The organism is Geothermobacter hydrogeniphilus, from assembly GCF_002898515.1.
In the GTDB taxonomy this organism is placed as follows: domain Bacteria; phylum Desulfobacterota; class Desulfuromonadia; order Desulfuromonadales; family Geothermobacteraceae; genus Geothermobacter_A.
Genome location: NZ_PPFX01000016.1, coordinates 58038 through 76961, shown reverse-complemented (window position 1 = coordinate 76961; position 18924 = coordinate 58038). Strand labels below are relative to the sequence as shown.

Here is an 18924-nt window from a genome sequence, read left to right as displayed (position 1 = left end):
GCTGGAGGCTGGAGGCTGGAGGCTGGAGGCTGGAGGCTGGAGGCTGGAGGCTGGAAAAGACTCATCTGCCCGCGGCCTTTAATCAACTGAGTCCTTACAATTTACACCTGTTTCTTTATTCCCCGAACAGGTCGAGCTGGTTGAATCTGTAGGCGGGACTCTTGAAGGGGCGCTTGAGAAAGCGCGGGCATTCGAGCAGCAGCACGTTCTCCGGCTGCCGGCACTCGCGCAGGCAGCGGCGGCAGAGCTTGTTGCATTCATCTTTGGACAGCGGCCGCGGCATCGGTTTCCTCCGGGTGATGGATGATTGCGATTATCGGTGATGACCGCTTTTTTTGCAATCCTGAGGCGCGTCAGAGTGAAACCGGCTCCCCCGATTCAGCCGCGAGGATGGCGGCAATCGCCCGCTTCAAGTGTTCCATCCCCTGTTCTTCCGGTTCAATCGCGATCTCGATGCGTCTTTCCGGCCTGGTGTGCCTGTAGAGCGGGTCGTAATAGTCGACCATCAGCCGGGCCGTCAGTTTTTCCCATTCTCCGGCATCGAGCAGGGCGAGCAGCTCCTCGATACGGTCCCGCCCCAGCCGCTCCTTCAGGGCCTTGATCGGCACCACGAACTGATCGCGCAGCTGGTCACGGGCGGGGTAATCATCGAGGATCACCCGCACCCGGTAAGCGAGCGAGGCCTCAATCCAGAGGCTGGTTTCGACCTGCAGGGCGGCATAGACCCGCTCCGGCAGCACCACCCGGCCGATATGCTTGCTCTCCCCTTCGGTCAGGGCGTAGCCATCCGTGGGGATCTGGCGCAACCGGTCCCAAAGCAGCGCCTCGAACATCTTCTGCGACGGCTGCCGCGGCAACCCGAGAGCGCCGAAGGCGCTGCCGCGATGGTTGGCCAGTCCCTCCAGGTCGATCACCGGGTAACCGTCCCGTTCGAGTTTCTGCAGCAGCCGCGTCTTGCCGACCCCGGTCAGCCCACGCAGCACCAGCAGCCGCCCCCAGTCGTCCTGGGCGAAGAAGCGGCAGACATGGGAACGGAACGCCTTGTGGCCGCCGGTCAACTGACGCACCGGGAACCCGGCCAGTTCAAGAAAGGTCGCCAGCGAGCGGCTGCGCATGCCGCCACGCCAGCAGAAGACAATCACCGGCGGCCGCCCCCCGGCCAGCGCCTCCTCGACCGTCGCGATCATCCGCGGGATCTTCGGGCTGACCAGGTCCACCCCCAGGCGTCGGGCCTGCCGTTTGCCTTCCTCGGCATAGCAGAGCCCGACCCGGTGGCGTTCCTCATCGTCAAAGACCGGCACATTAATGGCTCCCGGAATGGTGGCGGCGACAAACTCGGCGGGACTGCGGGCATCAACCAGCAGCGCCCCCCGGTCACGCAGGGCCAGGGCCTGCTCCAGGGTAATACTCAGATCTCTCATAACATCCTCCTGAATCAATGGGTCCCTTGTCGGCGGATAGCACAAGTCATTGATCTGCCTGAGCTTCCCCAAAATCACCAGCAAACCTATGGGTGCGCTTCAGATTTTGGGGAGCCTCATTCAGACCAGGCACCTGCACTCTCCATCCAACAGGCACTCACTGATTCAGGATCCCGCGATCAAGATTATCGGCATCTCGCAGCCACCGACGGCGGCCGCCGATTCCGACAGGGCAGTTATAGCGGAGGGCGGAATCGGGAAACAAGCAAAACTTCCCGCCTCCGGCAAAAAACCCCGATTCCACTCTTGACAGCCACACCGAACAGGTATATCTTCAGCCTCCGTTGTCGCGGGGTAGAGCAGTCTGGTAGCTCGTCGGGCTCATAACCCGGAGGTCGGAGGTTCAAATCCTCCCCCCGCAACCAAATAAATTCAAAGGGATCCGCAAGCGCGGATCCCTTTTTTTGTACCTCTCCCTCCCGCCATCAAACTTCCGGTTGCAATTTTCCGCCACTCTGCCGACAATACGGCATACGTCCACGCCAACACTGGGAGGGACCATGCGCTATCTGCCCTGGCTGCTTGCCGCCTGTCTGCTGTTCGCCGCTCCGCTCCACGCCGCCGAACAAAATGACGCCGACTTCACCGACCGCCAGGAAACCGTCCCCCCGGGCACATCGGAACTGACCATCGAACAGCTGCGTCAGGCCGCCGAAAACGGTGACCCGGGTGCCCAGTTCAATCTCGGCCTGGCCTTCCAGAACGGCCGGGACGTCCCGACCGATCCGGTCCAGGCCGCAATCTGGTATCGCAAAGCTGCCGAACAGGGGCTGGCCGAGGCTCAGTACAACCTGGCCATCCTCTACAGCCGCGGAGATGGGCTCGAAACAGACCCGGCACAGGCGGCCGACTGGTATCGCCAGGCTGCCGAACGGGGGCTGGCGCAGGCCCAGTACAATCTCGGTCTGCTGTACCTGGAAGGAACCGGGGTGACGCAGGATGATGCCGCGGCGGCACGCTGGTTCCGCCAGGCCGCCGACCAGGGGCATACCGGCGCCCAATTCAGCCTGGCCGGGCTCTATGCCGCCGGCCGCGGTGTCGAACAGGACTACGCCGAAGCGGCCCGCCTCTATGAGCTGGCCGCCGAGCAGGGAGAGGTCGCCGCCCACTGCAACCTCGGTGATATCTACGCCGACAGCGACAACCCTCGGCACGATGACTACCAGGCCCTGGAATGCTACCGTATCGGCGCCCTGCGTGGTGACGCCAACGCCCAGTTCAACATGGGCGTCTTTTATCTCACGGGACGCGGCACGGTAGAGAACCGGGTCAAAGCCTTTGCCTGGTTCAGCCTGGCGGCCGAAAACGGCCAGGCCGATGCCGCCCAGAATGTTGAGATTCTGAAAAAAGAGTTGACCGGCACCGAACAGGCGATGGCCGACGTCGAGGCCAGGGAATTGCGTCGTCAGCTGGAACAATGAGCCCGCGCTTTTCGCCACCGCGTCCTTGCACCCCGAACATTCCCTGCTAGGATTTAAACTATTTGTGTCCGCGCCCCCTCGTAAACATTTGCCATCTCACTTGCTAAGGTCTGCTTTCCAGGAGGGTAAGGTGTCCGGGAATCGGCTGTTATCGGTACTGGTCATAGAGGACAACCCTGCCGACGCCGGGCTGATCAGAGCCATGCTGGGCAACAGGACGTTCACTCTGACCTTCTCCTCCCGCCTCGCCGAGGCCCGGCATCTGCTGCAACAGCAATCCTTTGACATCATCCTGATGGACCTCGGTCTGCCTGACAGCCAGGGGCTGCCGTCGCTTGAGGTTCTGCTCAGGGAGGCGGGGATACCGATTGTCGTCATGACCGGGCTGGATGATGATGGCCTGGCCCAGCAGGCCCTGCAGCGCGGCGCCCAGGATTACATCATCAAGGGGGCCGAAGCGGACCATTTTCTCGCCCGTTCGTTGCAGTATGCCGTTGAACGTCACCAGATCGATCAGCAGTTGCGCCAGCAGAAAGCGCAGTACAAATTATTGACGGAACAGTTTCGCGCCCTGTTCAACGGCATCCCCGACGGCCTGGTGCTGCTGACCCGGGATCTGGACATCATCTGGGCCAATGAAGGTGCCTGCCGGTTTCTCCCGGAAACGGAAAAACCGGTCGAAGGAAAAAAGTGCTACGAGGTTTTTTTCGGCGAAGAGACTCCCTGTCCGGACTGCATCGTCCAGCGCTGCTTCGCCTCCGGTCAATCTCTCAGCGACAAGATCACCACCCCCGACGGCCGTATCCTCGGCCTGCGTGCCTTTCCGATCAAAAATCGCGACGGCGGCGTTGACCGGGTGATCGAACTCTCCAACGACATCACCGAGCGCGTGCGCCTGCAGTCCGAAGCGATACGCACCGACCAGCTCGCCTCCCTGGGAGAACTGGCAGCGGGGGTCGCCCATGAAATCAACAATCCCATCAACGGCATCATCAATTACGCCGCTATCCTGAAAAAATGCGCCGCCGACAACTCCGAGGCGATTGGGATTGCCGGGCGCATCGAACGGGAAGGCGATCGGATCGCCGGCATTGTCAGCAAACTGCTCCATTTTTCCCGCCAACGACAGGAGACCAGGCGTCCCGCCTCCGTCGCGGCGATTCTCGATGACACCCTGGGACTGGTCCGCAACCAGCTCTACAAGGACGGCATTGAACTCCGCGTCGACCTGCCCGACGACCTACCGGCCGTCAATGTTCAACCGCAACAGATCGAACAGGTTTTTCTCAACCTGATCAACAATGCCCGTTACGCCCTGAACAGCAGGTTTCCCGATCGCAGAAGTACCGAAAAGAAACTGACCATCCGCGCCGACTACCTGGGAGGCGGCTTCATCCGTACCAGCATCCACGACAACGGCACCGGCATCCCGGATGAAATCCGCAACCGGATCCTGGCCCCCTTCTTTTCGACCAAACCGGCCGGAGAAGGAACCGGTCTGGGACTCTCCATCAGCCACGGCATCATCCAGGAACATGGCGGCCGACTGACCTTCGAGTCGGAGGCCGGAGTCTTCACCCGGGTACAGGTTGACCTGCCCTGCGCTCTCGGTATCGCAGAAAATATTTCCCCGCAATGAGACTGTCCCACAAGAGCTTCCTCGCTATCATGCCGCTGGTGCTGCTGATCATCGGCGCCCTCTCTTTTCTGCAGCTGCAGCTGTCCACTCACAGCCTCAACCAGCAGGCCCTGCGGGGCATGCACAGCCTGCTCGACCTCTTCTTTCAGCAACACCTCGCGCCCCTGCAGCGGCAATACCCGAACGGCGGGACGGCGGGACAGGAACAGGCGCTGCAGGCCGCAACCGACTTTCTCCTTCCGGAAGGCGGGCGCCTGCTCATTTTCAACCGAAACGGCAAGCTGTTGCTCGACACCCATCCCGACGACGAGAAACTGCACGTGGATAACCATTTCCGGTTCCTGACCTCCCGGGGCTGGAATCCGGCGGAGACGATCGAGTTCGAGACCAGTAACCCGGACGACAACGATGTCTTTCTCACCCGGCAGTTCCCTCCGTGGAGCTGGCAGGTGGTCCTCGCCCTGAAAAATCGCACCCTCAAAGCGGAAAAAAAGCAGCTTCTGCGCATCAGCATCGGCACCACCGCCGCGGCAACCCTGCTGCTGATCATCATCCTGACAATTCTCACCCGCAAAACCCTGATCAGGCCGATCAAGAAGCTGCGAAGCCGTGCCGGCCAGATCGCCCGGGGCGACTTCAACCACCCCGCCCCCCTCGACAGTCGGGACGAACTGGGCGAACTCGCGGCCAGCATGGAACAGATGGCGGCCCAGCTCGACGCGCAGCACCGGCAACTGAACCGGGAGCTGCAACTGCGGCGGAGCGCCGAGGAAGACCTGCGGCGGCTGACGGTCGAGCTTGAGCAGCGGGTCATGGAGCGCACCGCGGCATTGCAGCGATCGAACCAGGACCTGGAACAGTTCGCCTATGTCGCCTCCCACGATCTGCAGGAGCCGTTGCGGATTATCACCGGTTATGTCCAGCTGCTGCAGCGGCGCTACCAGGGGCAGCTGGACGCGGATGCCGATGAATTCATCCACTTCGCCGTCGACGCGGCGAACCGCATGAAACAGTTGATCAACGACCTGCTCGACTATTCGAGAATCGATCGCAAGGGCGACCCCTTCGTTGAAGTCGATCTCAACCGGGTCCTTGACCGGGCCCTGAAAAATCTTGAGTTGACGATCGAGGAAAATGGCGCCAGAATCGAAAGCGAACGATTGCCGAACCTGGTTGCCGACCCGGGACAGATGGAGCGGCTGCTGCAGAACCTGATCGGCAACGCGATCAAATTCCACGGGCAGAATCCGCCGGTCATCAAGGTGTTCAGCCGGCGCGAGAAAGATGCCTGGCGCATCCTGATCCAGGATAACGGCATCGGCATTGACACCCTCTACCGGGAACGGATTTTTCAGGTATTTCAGCGTCTGCACGGCCTGGCCGAGTACCCCGGAACCGGCATCGGCCTGGCCATGTGCAAAAAAATAGCGGAACGCCACGGAGGACATATCGGCGTCGATTCCGAACCCGGAAACGGCGCCTGTTTCTGGTTTGTTATTCCCGACAGGAGGAACCCATGACCCCTATTGCCAACAGCCATCCGATCGAAATCCTGCTGGTCGAAGACAACCCGGCCGATGTGCGTCTGACGAAAGAGGCGCTGCGCGAAGGAAAGATCCTCAACAACCTCAATGTCGTACACGACGGCGTCGAAGCACTGAAGTACCTGCGCGGCATCGGTGAATATGCCGGCCGCCCCCGACCCGAACTGGTGCTGCTGGATCTCAATATGCCGAAAAAGGATGGTCGGGAAGTCCTCGCCGAGGTCAAAGCCGATGAAGACCTGAAACGCATCCCGGTCGTCGTCCTGACCACCTCGAAAGCCGAAGAAGATATTCTGCGGAGCTACAACCTGCACGCCAACTGCTTTATCACCAAGCCGGTCGACCTCGACCAGTTCTTCGGAGTGATTAAAACCATCGAAAGTTTCTGGCTGGCCGTCGTCACCCTGCCCAACTGAGAACATCGTTAACTTCCCGCCCGGCCCGACCGATAAGAAGATATCAATTATCGGGGGGTCACTCATGGTGGATTACAACGATCTGAAAATCCTGCTGGTCGAAGACCAGAACACGGCGGCAACCCTGGTCAGGGAACAGCTCGCGGCCGCCAAATCCTTTCGTTTTCACCTCACCCTGACCGACCGCCTCGACAATGCCCTGGCACTCGGCAGGCGACAGGACTTTGACGTCGCCCTGGTGGATCTCGGGCTGCCGGACACCACCGACGGCGAGCTCTTTGAACGCCTGCACCAGCGATATCCCGAACTGCCGGTTGTCATCCTCTGCGACAATGATCAGGAACAACAGGCCATCGACCTGGTTCGTTCCGGTGCCCAGGCCTACCTTGTCAAGGGTGGTTTCGGCCCGAGCAGCCTGGCCAACACCGTCCGCTATGCCATCGAACGCCAGAAGCTGTACAAGGCGGTGGAAACCACCAGTATCCAGGCGGTCGAAGCCGGGGCGCGCCTGCAGACCCTGGTCCAGCACTATGCCGACGCCATCATCGTTCTCGACCATAACGACATCATCAGTTTCGCCAACCCGGCCGCCGAGGAGCTTTTCGGCACCAGCCAGGAGAACCTCATCGGGACACCCTTCATTTTCCCCCTCAAGCCGGAGAAAAGCAGTGAAATCGAATTTCTCGGCAAAGGCGGCATGCCGGTCGTCGTTGAAGGACTGACCAGCGCCATCGAATGGGACGGATATCCGGCCCAGCTGGTCACCCTGCGCAACATTACCTCCCGCAAGCAGCTGGAACGCAAAATCGACGCTGAACGCAGTTTCCTGCAACGGGTCATCGACGGCGTCATGGACCCGATCATGGTCACCGACCTCGACTGCCGGGTGCGGCTGAAAAACAAGGCCGCGGGCCAACTGCTGGCCGGTGATCCGGGAGACAACTGGCCGTTGCGCTGCCACCGGCTTCCCGACCGTCCGGAACGTCCCTGTCGCAGCGGTTCCAGCTGCTCCCTCGCTGAAGCGCGCAAGGGAACAATTTCCCGCCATATCCAGGATTATCGTCTCCCGGACGGCCGCGTACGGCACTTCGAGGTCGAAGCGACACCCCTGAAAAGCGATGACGGTTCGATCCAGGGCATCATCGAAGCCTCCCGCGATGTGACCGAACGCCTGCTGGCCGAAAAGCACCTGCGCCAGAACCAGCAGACCCTGCAGCACCTGGCGCTCCACGACGCCCTCACCGACCTGCCGAACCGGATGTTGTTCATCGACCGCCTGAGGCAGGCTCTGGCCAAAGCGAGACGCAACGACCGTCCGCTGGCGCTGATGTTCCTTGACCTCGACCGTTTCAAAAACGTCAACGATTCCCTCGGCCACTCCTGCGGCGACCTGTTCCTGCAGGAAATCGCCTCCCGGCTCGGCGGCTGCGTGCGGGAAACCGACACCGTCGCCCGGCTTGGCGGAGATGAATTCGTCATCCTGCTCGAAGATATCCACGACGACCATGCCGTCAGCCGCATGGCGCAGAACTTCCTCAACACCCTTTCGCGCAAACTGCAGGTCGACGGTCATGACCTCTACCCGACAGCCAGCATCGGCATCAGCCTCTACCCGCATGACGCTGAAGACGCCGAAGAACTGATGAAATGCGCCGACGCCGCTATGTACCTGGCCAAGGAACGAGGCCGCAACACTTACCAGTTTTTCTCCGCCGAGCTGAAATCGAAAGCCCATGAGATGCTGACTCTCGAATCGGCCCTGCGCCAGGCGATCCAGCAGGAACAGTTGCGGGTCCATTACCAGCCGCAATACAGCCTGACCCGCCGCAAACCGGTCGGCCTCGAAGCCCTGGTCCGCTGGGAGCATCCGGAACGCGGGCTGATTTCACCGGCCGACTTCATTCCCCTGGCCGAGGAGACCGGCCTGATCATCCCGATCGGTGAATGGGTGTTGCGAACCGCCTGCAGACAGCATAAGGAATGGCTGGACCAGGGGATGCGTCCCCTGCGTCTGGCCGTCAATCTTTCACGCCGCCAGTTCCGTCAGAACAACCTGATCGAAATGATCGGTGAAATCCTCGATGAATCGGGACTGCCGCCGGAACTGCTGGAGCTTGAGATCACCGAAAGTTCAATAATGAACGATGTCGAAAATGCCATCGGCACCATGCACGCCCTGCGGGAAATGGGTGTCCACCTGGCGATCGACGATTTCGGCTCCGGCTATTCAAGCCTCAGTTGTCTCAAGCAGTTCCCGATCTCGAAACTGAAAATCGACCAGAGCTTTGTCCGCGACCTGACCAGCGTCGCCGGAGATGCCGCCATCACCCACGCCATTATCGACCTGGCGCGCAATCTCAAGCTGGAAGTCGTCGCCGAAGGGATCGAAACCCGTGAGCAGATGCGCTTCCTGAAGAAAAACGGTTGTCACCACGGCCAGGGATTCCTCTTCAGCAAACCGCTGCCGGTCAAGAAAATCGCCGCCTTGGTCCAGGATTGGGTGCCACGTTTCGGTTTCGGGCGCCGGCTGATGCCGGCCATGTAGTGAGGGCGGCTGAAATGCCGTCATCTGCGGCGTTGCCCTCAGCCTTCAATCCTCGACGTAGCTGCCGCTACGCCTGTGGTTTCAGTCTTCGCGCGCCTTGCATCTAACGACATTTGAGCCGCCTTGGAACGGTGGGGCGAGAGCGACCATAACGCATCCGTCCGCAGCGTTGTTCACATCATCCGTCACTGCCAAACAACCTGACACAGCGTCGCAGATTGTCGCCTGTCCAAGTGTGCCAACTGTGCCACAACGCCCATGGGGACCTTATTGAGCGCCCTTATCCGTCACCACAACTCTCCCCGTTGTTGCCGGGAAATGCTCACCAACGTCATTTCAACCACTTGCCACAGGGTAAAAATTGCATCCCAGGGCGCATTTTCGGCACCGAAAACCGGCATGGCTGATGCTCATACAAAGAAGTATCCAGAGGAGGAGAAACGGAGGAACCTGATGCGGTACCTGGTCCTTATTCTGAGCCTGATCCTGCCGGCCGGTCTTCCCGGGCACGCCCTGGGCCTCGACCTGTTCTGCTTCAACACCGTCTACCCGTCCTCGCGACAGGCCCCGTCCGAACAAACAAAGCCGGTCCCGGATCTGCGCCAACTGCTGTTGTCGTCGCCGCGGACGTCAAGAACGCCTACCAGACCGGCCGCTGTGACAACCAACTTTGCCCTGCAACTCGACGATCGCACTCATTTCGGAATTACATCCTACTCCCCCGGTGGTAGCGACCACCAGGAGGAGGCCGGTCAGGATCCGATTTTCGGCATCGGCCTGAACGGCCTGCTGGACTGATCATGCCGGATCCAGCCGCAAAGAAGATCGGCAGTCCCCCCCAGCACTACTGTTGAAGGCGGTCGAGACGTGCGTAGCTGCAAGGCGTCTCGCAGCTGAGGGAGTGAGGTGTAGCGGCAGCTACTCCGCAGCGACTGAAGGTGCGAGCAACACAGCAGATGCGTGCGTATCGGCCGCCCTCGCAGCAATTTCAGCCGCCCTCGCTCCCAAAAACCAGTCGGTCCACCATCTCCACCAACTCCGGAATCTGCGGTTTGGTGACATAACCGTCGGCACCGACCTGGTCACATTTGAGTGCCATCTGCTCGTTGATCAGCGAAGAGAACATAATCACCCGCAGGTTTTTGAGCCCCATGGCCTCCTTGATCTGCCGGCAGAGGGTCAAACCATCCATCTTCGGCATCTCGATGTCGGAAATGACCAGGTGTAGAACCTCCTGCAGGTCGGAACCATGCTTCTCCTTGAGAGCCTTGACAGCGTCACAGCAGTCCTTGCCGTTATCGAACACCTGCAGCTGCTCATAGCCTGAAGCCTTCAGCACCCGCTGGATGCCGCAACGAATAATGGCTGAATCTTCGGCCAGCATCAGCAGCTTTTCCCTGCGGGTTTCGGGGGTGGCGACAGCACTGGCCCCCTGGACATCATCATAGGCCGTGCCGGCCTCGGGATCGATTTCCGCCACCACGTGTTCGAGATCGAGAATCAGAATTTCCCGGTTGTCGATCTGGATGCTGCCGGTAAAACGGGGCTTGTACTGGTCGAGAAAGACCGACATCGGCTGGACCTGTTCCCAGGAGACCCGGTGAATCTGGTTGACTCCGTCGACCAGGAACCCGTTGGTCAACTCATTAAACTCGCAGACCAGCACCACCCGGCGGGTATCGGCATCCTCTTCACCGGGCCTGGCCTCGACATGTTTCCTGATATCGATCAGGGGCAGGGTGCGTCCACGCAGCAGCAGGGTGCCGAGCATCGATTCATGAACATCGGGCAGCCGGGTCACCGCGTTCGGATCGTAAGGAATGATCTCCCGCAGTTTCTGCACATTGATGCCGAAGGGCTGGGTGCCGAGATAGAACTCGATAATCTCCATCTCGTTGGTTCCGCTTTCGAGCAGAATCTCTTGCCTTGTCATTTCACTCATGAGAAAGGTCTCCGATCTGGTGGGTATCCCTTCTTCATATCGCCCTTCCGACCATGAGCCTTAAGCTTTTTTTCTTCAGATCGGTTTTTTCGCTTCAATGAACCGCCGCTGAAGCATCCCGACAGAAGATGGACTCACCGCAACGGATTATGTTAAATCATGCCGCATGGCCGGCCCCTTCGATCAACTCCCGAAAAACCGCGTCCCGACGACAACCTTTCTGCAACGGGTCTATCATCTGCTGTTCGAACATTTCGGCCCGCAGCACTGGTGGCCGGCCGACACCCCTTTCGAAATGGCGATCGGCGCCATCCTCACCCAGAACACCGCCTGGACCAATGTTGAAAAAGCCATCGGCAACCTGCGACGGGCCGACGCACTGCAGACTGCCACCCTGCACGATCTGCCCCCGGATGAACTGCAGCGCCTTATCCGCCCGGCCGGTTTCTTTCGGCAGAAAAGCGAGCGGCTGCAACTTTTCACCGCCCATCTCATCGACAACCATCAAGGGGATATCCGCCGGCTGCTCGCCCAACCCCTCGCCATCGCCCGCGATGAGCTGCTGAAACTGAAAGGTGTCGGCCCGGAAACCGCCGACTCGATCCTGCTCTATGCCGGCGAGCAGCCGAGCTTCGTTGTCGACGCCTACACCCGCAGACTTTTCGGGAGACTGGACAGGCTGCCCGGTGACGGAAGCTACGATGACCTGCGACGAATGTTCATGGAGTCCCTGCCGGCGTCCTCCGCGATGTTCAATGAATACCACGCCCTGATCGTCATCCTCTGCAAGGAGTACTGCCGCAAACGCCGGCCGCTCTGCGACAGCTGTCCCCTGTCGGCCCACTGCCCCGCGAATTCCATGAACCGGTGACATCAGCACATGAATGTGTCATTTGGTAACATCGTCAGCGCACATGTGTCATTCTGTCCTTCATCAAGCCTCATTGCCAATCCTGACGCGCACCTCAAAACTCATCCCAACCAACTGTGTTAAAAGCTTTTTTCAGTTTTCATCCAACACTGTTTAATATTGGCAGCCCCCTTGCAAACCGTATACGGCAACCAGACCAACACCTGCAGTGATCAGCCGCACTGCCATTTATTCCGAAGGAGACGTATTCATGGGAAAATCTGTCAAAAATCCGAAACGGTTCATTATCTCCTGCCGAGTCAACGATCAGGAAATGCAGATCCTCCAGGAGCGCGCCAACCAGGCCGGCACCAACATCTCCAACCTGCTGCGCGACAGCCTCGACATCCCCGAATTCGGCCGGCAACAGATCGCCTGACCCCATAGCGGCCGGACGGCCCGCCCCGTCCGGCCGTGACGCGTCCCGCGCGACCCCTGTCCGATAGGTCACTTCTCCCACCAAAAAGACAGCACCCCACCGGCTTTTTCCCCCGACCTACTTCCTCTTGCGATACAGCCGCTGTTCTGCTAATTTGGTGCTCTTGATTTGCGCCCGCCGAACGGGTGCCCAGGAGCGCCGATATGGACTACAAGCAGACCCTCAATCTTCCCAAAACTGATTTCCCGATGCGCGGCAACCTGCCGAAGCGGGAGCCGGAGATGCTGCAACGCTGGCAGCAGCTCAAGCTCGAAGAGAAACTACATGCCGCCGGCAAAGGCAAACCGACCTTCACCCTGCACGACGGCCCGCCCTACGCCAACGGCCATATTCATATCGGTCATGCCCTCAACAAGATCCTCAAGGACATCATCATCAAGAGTAAACGGATGCAGGGTTTCCACGCGCCCTACGTCCCCGGCTGGGACTGCCACGGCCTGCCGATCGAACTGAAGGTCGACCAGAAACTCGGCAAGCAGAAACGCGAGATGAGCAAGGTCGAAATCCGCAAGGAATGCCGCAACTACGCCCGGGAATGGGTCTCCATCCAGAGTGAGGAATTCCAGCGTCTCGGCATCTTCGGCGACTGGCAACATCCCTACCTGACCATGACCGCCGGCTACGAAGCGGCCACAGCCCGGGAACTGGCCCGCTTCGCCGAACGCGGCGGGCTTTTCAAGGGCAAGAAGCCGGTCCACTGGTGCTCTTCCTGCGTCACCGCCCTGGCCGAGGCCGAGGTCGAGTACGCCGATCACAGCTCGCCGTCGATCTACGTCAAGTTCCGCTTCAACGGTGAATTGCCCAATGAATTGCGGGATGCCGTCGGCGAACGACCGCTCGATTTTGTCATCTGGACGACCACCCCGTGGACCATTCCCGCCAACCTCGGCATCTGTCTCAACCCGGCCCTCGACTACGTGGTGGTCGAAAGCGGCGACGAGCTGCTGGTGCTGGCCGAAGGGCTGTGGCAGAGCGTCATGCAGTCCCTCGGCCGTGAGAAAGGCAGGGTGGTCGCCAGCTTCAACGCCGGGATCTTTGAGCGTCAGACCTGCCGCCACCCTCTCTACGCGCGCGACTCGCTGATCATCCTCGGCGACCATGTCACCCTGGAGGCGGGCACCGGCTGCGTCCACACCGCCCCCGGACACGGCATGGACGACTACATCGTCGGCCTCAAGTACGGTCTTGAGGTCTACAACCCGGTCGACGACTACGGCCGCTACCGCGCAGACCTGGAACTGTTCGGCGGCATGAAGGTCGCCGAGGCCAACGGCGCCGTCAACGACAAGCTGAACGAGGTCGGCGCCCTGCTGCAGGCCGCGAACATTTCCCACAGCTACCCCCACTGCTGGCGCTGCAAGAAACCGATCATCTTCCGCGCCACCGAGCAGTGGTTCATCTCTATGGAGGCCAACGAGCTGCGGCAGAAGGCGCTGACCGCCATCGGCCAGGTCGAGTGGATTCCCCACTGGGGTCGCGATCGGATCTACAACATGATCGAGAACCGCCCCGACTGGTGCATCAGCCGCCAGCGCAGCTGGGGGGTACCGATCACCGCCTGCTACTGCAGCAAGTGCGGCCACGCCCTGGCCGACGGCAAAATCATGCACCATATCGCCGACCAGTTCGAGGAGGTCGGCTCGGATATCTGGTTTGAGAAGGACGCCGGTGAACTGCTGCCGGCAGGGACCGTCTGCCCCGAATGCGGCGGCGATGAGTTCCGCAAGGAGACCGACATCCTCGACGTCTGGTTCGACTCCGGCGTCTCCCAGGCAGCGGTGGTCGAACCGCATCCGCAATTGCAGTACCCGGCGGATCTCTACCTGGAAGGTTCCGATCAGCACCGCGGCTGGTTCCACAGCAGTCTGCTGGCAGCACTCGGCGCCCGCGACCGGGTGCCCTACAAAGCGGTCCTGACCCACGGCTTCGTCCTCGACCAGAACGGCCGGCCGATGTCGAAATCGGCCGGCAACGTCATCGCCCCGGAGAAGGTCATCAAACAGTACGGCGCCGAGATCCTGCGTCTCTGGGTCGCCACCCAGGATTACCGCGATGACAACCGGGTCGGTGACGACATCCTCAAGCAGGTCTCCGAGGCCTACCGGCGCATCCGCAACACCGCCCGCTACATCCTCGGCAATATCCACGATTTTGACCCGGAGACGGACCTGGTCGCCACCGACGAAATGCTCGAAATCGACCGCTGGGCGCTGTCGCGGCTGGCAGCGCTGACCGAGCGGATGAAGCGCGCCTACGACGAATACCAGTTCCACGTTCTCTACCACGCGGTCCACAACTTCTGCAGCGTCGACCTCAGCTCCTTCTACCTCGACGTGCTCAAGGACCGGCTCTACACCGCCCCGGCCAAGAGCCTTGAACGACGCAGCGCCCAGACGGCCATGTACCGCATCCTCGATGCGATGACCCGCTGGATCGCCCCCGTGCTCTCCTTCACCGCCGACGAAATCTGGACCGAACTGCCGGGCGAGCGGGAAGAGAGCGTCCACCTGGCTGAATTTCCGGCGAGTTTCGACGAGCTGCGGGATCTTGACCTGGAAGAACGCTACAGCCGCCTGCTGCAGCTGCGTTCGGCCATCTCCAAAGCCCTGGAGGAAGCCCGCAACGCCAAGCTGATCGGCCATTCCCTCGATGCCCGGGTGACCCTCGCCGCGGCAACCGGTCCCTGGCGCGAACTGGCCGAGAACTACCGAAATGAACTGGCCACCCTGTGCATCGTTTCCCAGGCGGAACTGGTGGAAGAATTGACCGACGGCAAGGCCAGTGACGAGCTCCCGGAACTGGTTATCCGCGTCGACAAGGCGGAGGGTGAAAAATGCGAGCGCTGCTGGAACTACAGTAAAAGCGTCGGCGAGGAAGAAGCCCGGCCGACCGTCTGCCGGCGCTGCCGTGAAGCCCTGGATGCCTGACGTGCCGCTGCGCTACCGCATCCTGGTCGGCATCAGCCTGCCGCTGCTGCTGCTCGATCAATTGATCAAGTTCTACATCGACCGCAGCTTCGCGCTCTACGAGTCGGTGCAGGTGATCAAGAACTTTTTCAACATTACCTACGTGCGTAATCGTGGCGCGGCCTTCGGCATGCTGGCTGACAGTTCACTGCGCATGCCGCTGTTCATTATCATCGCCATCGTTGCCGGCGGGGCTATTCTCTTTTACCTGCATCGCATGACCGATGAGCAGAAGCTCGGCGCCACCTCCCTGGCGCTGATCTTCTCCGGCGCCATCGGCAACCTGGTCGACCGCATCCGCCTCGGTGAGGTGATTGATTTTCTCGATGCCCACTGGTACGGTCACCACTGGCCGGCCTTCAACATCGCTGACTCGGCCATCACCGTCGGAGTCGGGCTGTTGCTGCTGGACATGTGGCGGGAAGACCGCAGGAAGAAGCGCAAGGGCACTGCCGACTGACCGCCTGCAAAAATTGATTGACACGCCAAGGAGGAATAATTCATGAAACGCCTGATCGCCCTGGGCCTGCTCATCCTGCTTCTGGCCCTGACCGGCTGCGAGTGCCTCAGCGGCCTCGGCCGTGACATGCAGAAAGCCGGAAACTGGGTCGAACACGAAGCGAACAAACATAAATAGGGGCATTGACAACGCCCCGCGAAAAGAGTATAAACCGTTCTGCCGTACCGACTGGGTACGGTCTGGAAGAAGAAGTGTCGGGGCGTAGCGCAGTCTGGTAGCGCACCTGCTTCGGGAGTAGGGGGTCGGAGGTTCAAATCCTCTCGCCCCGACCATTCTTCTTTCAATTGTTCAAAAAAGCACGTCCCGACCGGGATGTGCTTTTTTTGTTTCCGGGATGACGGGGGGGCGGGGCCACTCCAGCCACCCGGGGCGGACCTGAAAAGCTTGGCAGAGTTTGACAATTGACAAACTTTGCCATAACTTGATCCTGTCAAACCAAAAACAGGAGTCTGACATGGCAACAATGAATATTTCGCTACCGGACCAGATGAAGACCTGGGTTGAAGAATGCGTGCAAAGCGGAAGATACGCTAACGCATCCGACTATGTGCGGGACCTGATCAGAAGGGACCATATCAAGCTGGAGAAATTACGACAGGCCTTGATCGAAGGAGAGAATTCCGGGCCTTCGACCGGCTTGGACATCAATGCGTTCATCGCCGACAAAAAGAAATCCCTGTCTCTATGAAACCGGTGATCCTATCCCCCAGGGCGAAGTCCGACCTGAGTGACATCTGGGATTACACCCTTGCTGAATGGGGGATTGACCAGGCGGAAAAATATGTGCGCGAGCTATGGGCTGCGATGCAGGCACAAGCCGGTGATTCACCAACAGCCACCGACATCAGTGACGTGAGGAAAGGCTATCGAAAAGTCCGGTCCGGCTCCCATGTCATTTTTTTCAAATTGACGGATCATGGGATTGACGTCGTGCGGATCCTACATCAACAAATGGATTTCGAACGACATCTGTGAAATCTTCCGGCGGCAGCAGATAAGGTCAATGCCCCTTCGTTCCTGGTTAGTCCTATCCATTTTCATAACCATGAGCAACACCCCGCGGTCACGGCAATGGAAACATTTTCGTTCCCCCTGCCAGACAGCGAAGCATTGACGTCTGGCAATCATTCGTTTAGTCTAAGCGAGCTGAATTGTTATGGATTGGACTACACTGCGGCCGACACACCCGCCATACCTCTGGCCGCTTGCGGCCATGCACACTTTGGCGGGTTTTTTACTGGCTCCATGTCGCCGTATGAGGGGGACGTTTTCTGCAAGAAGACATCTGCCCAGAGGGAAGAGAGACACTGGTATTTGCATGATATTTTCATGCTTGCCATGTCGGGCAATTCTTTCTACACTACCGGTAACAACACCCGCCCCGCCTCTGCAGGTTTCGGCCTGTCATGCGCACCCCGGCGGGTTACTTTTTTTGGGGGCAGGTCGTGAACTACACCAAGCCCCCTCTTTCTTTCGCGGAACAGGTCGCCCTGCTCTTCATCGCTCCGGCGACCACGACGTTTAACGCCAAGAGAAGAGGAACAATGTTCCTCACCTCAGCTTCTCAAGATGTTTTTCAAACCTGCGACACATGCGCTCGAAGGCTCTTAATTCGGCCTGGGTCATCTGATCGTAATGATCAGGCAGAATACCGTCATCAGCCACCGATTCGCGCAGCTTCTCAAGAGGGTCAGCCTGATACGCCTCGTAAAGAGAAATCTCGCGAATGATCGTCCCACCGAGAAGCCACAGAGTGTCACGGTATTGAACATAGGTTTTTCTGGCCATCCCCTCGGCATAAAGTGCCTGCAGAAAACCGGCAAACCAGGGCAACAGCTTCTTGCCGTAGGCGAGATCTTCCGCAACGCCCATCCAGCTCTTTGGCCACCTGTCGAAATCCGGTGCCCAGGCGCGAAAACTCTCCGCTTCATTGTTCCTGTCGACGCTCATTTGTCTCGCCATAATCCCGCTTTGACCAGACGCTGCACCAGGGCACGACGGCGCGAGTGTTCGGCCATGAACTCCTGAAACTCCTTTTGGAACGCTGCCAAGGCAGCATGCTGACTGTAGGCATCGCGCAAATCGACCAGTTGGCGGCACGCCGCGTCGTAGGCATGGGCGTGGCCTTTGCCGGCGTCTTCATGGGCCGACTTCCAGGCCCGGGGAAAATCCGCCGCCAGCTTGGCGAGCCAGGCATCCCGTTGCCTCTTGCGCTCGATCTCGGCTTGCTGGCGGACCTTGGCTTCTTCGACCAACCGCAGGCCCTTGGCCTCCTCGGCCAGCCGCCACAATTCCGCAACGGAGCGGCGTACATTTTGCGTCGGTCCCGACTGCGCCTGCCAGGCGGCGTACCGTCGCCTCAAGGCCCGTTCGGCGCTGGCACCCTGCCCACCCAACATCTGCCGAAGGTATCCATTGACCTCCGCCTTTGGCAAATGATCCAGCCAGGCATCGAGTGCCGCGTCATCCGCTGGGTCTGGTTGATTCTCTTTACTTCCGCTGCCCACCCCGGCCAGCAGGTCGATGTCGACTTCGAGAAATTCAGCCAGCGCCTGCTGCGCAGCTGTCAGATTATTCAACCCGTGAAACGCTAAGGGTTCCAGATCGTCCGGGTCGGTTTCCTCGGTCGTCACAGCCCGCAACCAACCGAGATACAGGCTGCGCAGGTCACCCCGCATCAGTTCCTCCCGCACAGGAGCAAGAAGGGGCATCAAGCCGGGGCCTTCATCCACATAGCCGAAGCGATCGTAATCCTCGGTTTCGCCAAGGGACCAGGTCAACAGCCAATGCTCCGGTAACTTTTCAAATTCAAGATGCGGACTGGTACAAAAAGCCTTGAGTGTCTTCTGGTCGATGGCCTCTTTGGGCAAGCGCACCATAAAGATGGCATCCCCCCAGTTGGCGATAAATACATGGGCATCGAAAAACTGCCGCATGAAATCGCGAGGATCGGCCTTCAGTCCGCCCCAACTGTATTCGTTGATGAAACTGACCGGCGTGATTTGCGCCCTGGTTGAAATCCCCCGCAGATGGGCCATTTCCCGAGCCGTCAAGGGGTGGTCAACAGCAAGAAATTCAAGATACTGATATTCACTCACGGC

18 protein-coding genes and 2 tRNA genes are annotated in these 18924 nt (G+C 59.7%); 15 read left to right on the top strand and 5 right to left on the bottom strand.

Annotation, left to right across the window (positions count from 1 at the left end; genetic code table 11):
* Nucleotides 1-115: 115 nt before the first annotated feature.
* Together C2E25_RS17660 and mnmH are read right to left on the bottom strand one after the other, a co-directional pair.
* Nucleotides 116-283, bottom strand: a complete 168-nt coding sequence (locus tag C2E25_RS17660) for a hypothetical protein (RefSeq protein WP_199177388.1) — start codon at nucleotides 281-283, stop codon at nucleotides 116-118.
* A gap of 70 nt (nucleotides 284-353) precedes the next feature.
* Entirely contained in the window at nucleotides 354-1421 is a 1068-nt protein-coding gene (mnmH, locus tag C2E25_RS08655; protein ID WP_103115359.1) for a tRNA 2-selenouridine(34) synthase MnmH, read from the bottom strand.
* Between the two features lie 348 nt (nucleotides 1422-1769).
* Here mnmH and C2E25_RS08645 point away from each other — a divergent pair.
* The 7 genes from C2E25_RS08645 to C2E25_RS08615 all read left to right on the top strand — a co-directional run bounded on the left by C2E25_RS08645 (nucleotide 1770) and on the right by C2E25_RS08615 (nucleotide 9844).
* Nucleotides 1770-1846, top strand: a tRNA-Met gene (locus C2E25_RS08645).
* A gap of 135 nt (nucleotides 1847-1981) precedes the next feature.
* Nucleotides 1982-2902 carry an SEL1-like repeat protein gene (locus tag C2E25_RS08640; RefSeq protein WP_103115357.1) on the top strand — a complete coding sequence of 307 codons (921 nt, stop codon included), beginning with the start codon at nucleotides 1982-1984 and terminating at the stop codon, nucleotides 2900-2902.
* Nucleotides 2903-3032: 130 nt separating this feature from the next.
* Nucleotides 3033-4541, top strand: a complete 1509-nt coding sequence (locus tag C2E25_RS08635; RefSeq protein ID WP_158247199.1) for a hybrid sensor histidine kinase/response regulator — start codon at nucleotides 3033-3035, stop codon at nucleotides 4539-4541.
* Nucleotides 4538-6061 carry an ATP-binding protein gene (locus C2E25_RS08630; RefSeq protein ID WP_103115355.1) on the top strand — a complete coding sequence of 508 codons (1524 nt, stop codon included), beginning with the start codon at nucleotides 4538-4540 and terminating at the stop codon, nucleotides 6059-6061. The genes C2E25_RS08635 and C2E25_RS08630 overlap by 4 nt, the downstream gene beginning before the upstream one ends.
* On the top strand, nucleotides 6058-6501 hold the full coding sequence (locus C2E25_RS08625; RefSeq protein WP_103115354.1) for a response regulator: 444 nt from the start codon (nucleotides 6058-6060) through the stop codon (nucleotides 6499-6501). The genes C2E25_RS08630 and C2E25_RS08625 overlap by 4 nt, the downstream gene beginning before the upstream one ends.
* 64 nt (nucleotides 6502-6565) lie before the next feature.
* The gene (locus tag C2E25_RS08620) at nucleotides 6566-9046 is read left to right on the top strand and encodes an EAL domain-containing protein (RefSeq protein WP_103115353.1); all 2481 of its coding nucleotides are present in this window, start codon (nucleotides 6566-6568) and stop codon (nucleotides 9044-9046) included.
* 453 nt (nucleotides 9047-9499) lie between these two features.
* The gene (locus C2E25_RS08615) at nucleotides 9500-9844 is read left to right on the top strand and encodes a hypothetical protein (RefSeq protein ID WP_103115352.1); all 345 of its coding nucleotides are present in this window, start codon (nucleotides 9500-9502) and stop codon (nucleotides 9842-9844) included.
* A gap of 190 nt (nucleotides 9845-10034) precedes the next feature.
* Here C2E25_RS08615 and C2E25_RS08610 read toward each other — a convergent pair whose 3' ends face one another.
* A complete protein-coding gene (locus C2E25_RS08610; RefSeq protein ID WP_103115351.1) occupies nucleotides 10035-10988 on the bottom strand; it encodes a chemotaxis protein CheV in 954 nt (317 codons plus the stop codon).
* Between the two features lie 166 nt (nucleotides 10989-11154).
* Here C2E25_RS08610 and C2E25_RS08605 point away from each other — a divergent pair, with 166 nt between their 5' ends.
* The 8 genes from C2E25_RS08605 (at nucleotide 11155) to C2E25_RS08575 (ending at nucleotide 16798) form a co-directional block, all read left to right on the top strand.
* Nucleotides 11155-11859 carry an endonuclease III domain-containing protein gene (locus C2E25_RS08605; RefSeq protein ID WP_103115350.1) on the top strand — a complete coding sequence of 235 codons (705 nt, stop codon included), beginning with the start codon at nucleotides 11155-11157 and terminating at the stop codon, nucleotides 11857-11859.
* Nucleotides 11860-12109: 250 nt separating this feature from the next.
* Nucleotides 12110-12277 (top strand): plasmid mobilization protein, encoded by a 168-nt coding sequence (locus tag C2E25_RS08600; protein ID WP_085011728.1) that lies wholly within the window; start codon nucleotides 12110-12112, stop codon nucleotides 12275-12277.
* A 203-nt stretch (nucleotides 12278-12480) separates the two neighbouring features.
* On the top strand, nucleotides 12481-15264 hold the full coding sequence (gene ileS, locus C2E25_RS08595; protein WP_103115349.1) for an isoleucine--tRNA ligase: 2784 nt from the start codon (nucleotides 12481-12483) through the stop codon (nucleotides 15262-15264).
* On the top strand, nucleotides 15257-15763 hold the full coding sequence (gene lspA, locus C2E25_RS08590) for a signal peptidase II (protein ID WP_103115348.1): 507 nt from the start codon (nucleotides 15257-15259) through the stop codon (nucleotides 15761-15763). Before ileS ends, lspA begins: the two co-directional genes overlap by 8 nt.
* A gap of 42 nt (nucleotides 15764-15805) precedes the next feature.
* Nucleotides 15806-15940 carry a hypothetical protein gene (locus C2E25_RS17965; RefSeq protein ID WP_269845104.1) on the top strand — a complete coding sequence of 45 codons (135 nt, stop codon included), beginning with the start codon at nucleotides 15806-15808 and terminating at the stop codon, nucleotides 15938-15940.
* Between the two features lie 78 nt (nucleotides 15941-16018).
* A tRNA-Pro gene (locus C2E25_RS08585) sits at nucleotides 16019-16095 on the top strand.
* 182 nt (nucleotides 16096-16277) lie between these two features.
* Entirely contained in the window at nucleotides 16278-16511 is a 234-nt protein-coding gene (locus C2E25_RS08580) for a type II toxin-antitoxin system ParD family antitoxin (protein WP_103115347.1), read from the top strand.
* Nucleotides 16508-16798, top strand: coding sequence for a type II toxin-antitoxin system RelE/ParE family toxin (locus tag C2E25_RS08575; RefSeq protein WP_103115346.1), 291 nt, complete (start codon nucleotides 16508-16510; stop codon nucleotides 16796-16798). Before C2E25_RS08580 ends, C2E25_RS08575 begins: the two co-directional genes overlap by 4 nt.
* Nucleotides 16799-17374: 576 nt before the next feature.
* Here the strand turns inward: C2E25_RS08575 and C2E25_RS08570 are convergent.
* Together C2E25_RS08570 and C2E25_RS08565 are read right to left on the bottom strand one after the other, a co-directional pair.
* Nucleotides 17375-17773 (bottom strand): hypothetical protein, encoded by a 399-nt coding sequence (locus tag C2E25_RS08570; protein WP_103115345.1) that lies wholly within the window; start codon nucleotides 17771-17773, stop codon nucleotides 17375-17377.
* The gene (locus C2E25_RS08565; protein ID WP_103115344.1) at nucleotides 17770-18921 is read right to left on the bottom strand and encodes a hypothetical protein; all 1152 of its coding nucleotides are present in this window, start codon (nucleotides 18919-18921) and stop codon (nucleotides 17770-17772) included. Before C2E25_RS08565 ends, C2E25_RS08570 begins: the two co-directional genes overlap by 4 nt.
* Between the last annotated feature and the right edge of the window lie 3 nt (nucleotides 18922-18924).

What these genes read in the sequence shown, in the direction of transcription:
- C2E25_RS17965 (WP_269845104.1), top strand. Translation starts at nt 15,806, where the DNA reads ATGAAACGCCTGATCGCCCTGGGCCTGCTCATCCTGCTTCTGGCCCTG.
- C2E25_RS08575 (WP_103115346.1), top strand. Translation starts at nt 16,508, where the DNA reads ATGAAACCGGTGATCCTATCCCCCAGGGCGAAGTCCGACCTGAGTGAC.
- C2E25_RS08615 (WP_103115352.1), top strand. Translation starts at nt 9,500, where the DNA reads ATGCGGTACCTGGTCCTTATTCTGAGCCTGATCCTGCCGGCCGGTCTT.
- mnmH (WP_103115359.1), bottom strand. Translation starts at nt 1,421, where the DNA reads ATGAGAGATCTGAGTATTACCCTGGAGCAGGCCCTGGCCCTGCGTGAC.
- lspA (WP_103115348.1), top strand. Translation starts at nt 15,257, where the DNA reads ATGCCTGACGTGCCGCTGCGCTACCGCATCCTGGTCGGCATCAGCCTG.
- C2E25_RS08630 (WP_103115355.1), top strand. Translation starts at nt 4,538, where the DNA reads ATGAGACTGTCCCACAAGAGCTTCCTCGCTATCATGCCGCTGGTGCTG.
- C2E25_RS08625 (WP_103115354.1), top strand. Translation starts at nt 6,058, where the DNA reads ATGACCCCTATTGCCAACAGCCATCCGATCGAAATCCTGCTGGTCGAA.
- C2E25_RS08610 (WP_103115351.1), bottom strand. Translation starts at nt 10,988, where the DNA reads ATGAGTGAAATGACAAGGCAAGAGATTCTGCTCGAAAGCGGAACCAAC.
- C2E25_RS08640 (WP_103115357.1), top strand. Translation starts at nt 1,982, where the DNA reads ATGCGCTATCTGCCCTGGCTGCTTGCCGCCTGTCTGCTGTTCGCCGCT.
- ileS (WP_103115349.1), top strand. Translation starts at nt 12,481, where the DNA reads ATGGACTACAAGCAGACCCTCAATCTTCCCAAAACTGATTTCCCGATG.
- C2E25_RS08570 (WP_103115345.1), bottom strand. Translation starts at nt 17,773, where the DNA reads ATGAGCGTCGACAGGAACAATGAAGCGGAGAGTTTTCGCGCCTGGGCA.
- C2E25_RS17660 (WP_199177388.1), bottom strand. Translation starts at nt 283, where the DNA reads ATGCCGCGGCCGCTGTCCAAAGATGAATGCAACAAGCTCTGCCGCCGC.
- C2E25_RS08620 (WP_103115353.1), top strand. Translation starts at nt 6,566, where the DNA reads ATGGTGGATTACAACGATCTGAAAATCCTGCTGGTCGAAGACCAGAAC.
- C2E25_RS08600 (WP_085011728.1), top strand. Translation starts at nt 12,110, where the DNA reads ATGGGAAAATCTGTCAAAAATCCGAAACGGTTCATTATCTCCTGCCGA.
- C2E25_RS08580 (WP_103115347.1), top strand. Translation starts at nt 16,278, where the DNA reads ATGGCAACAATGAATATTTCGCTACCGGACCAGATGAAGACCTGGGTT.
- C2E25_RS08605 (WP_103115350.1), top strand. Translation starts at nt 11,155, where the DNA reads ATGGCCGGCCCCTTCGATCAACTCCCGAAAAACCGCGTCCCGACGACA.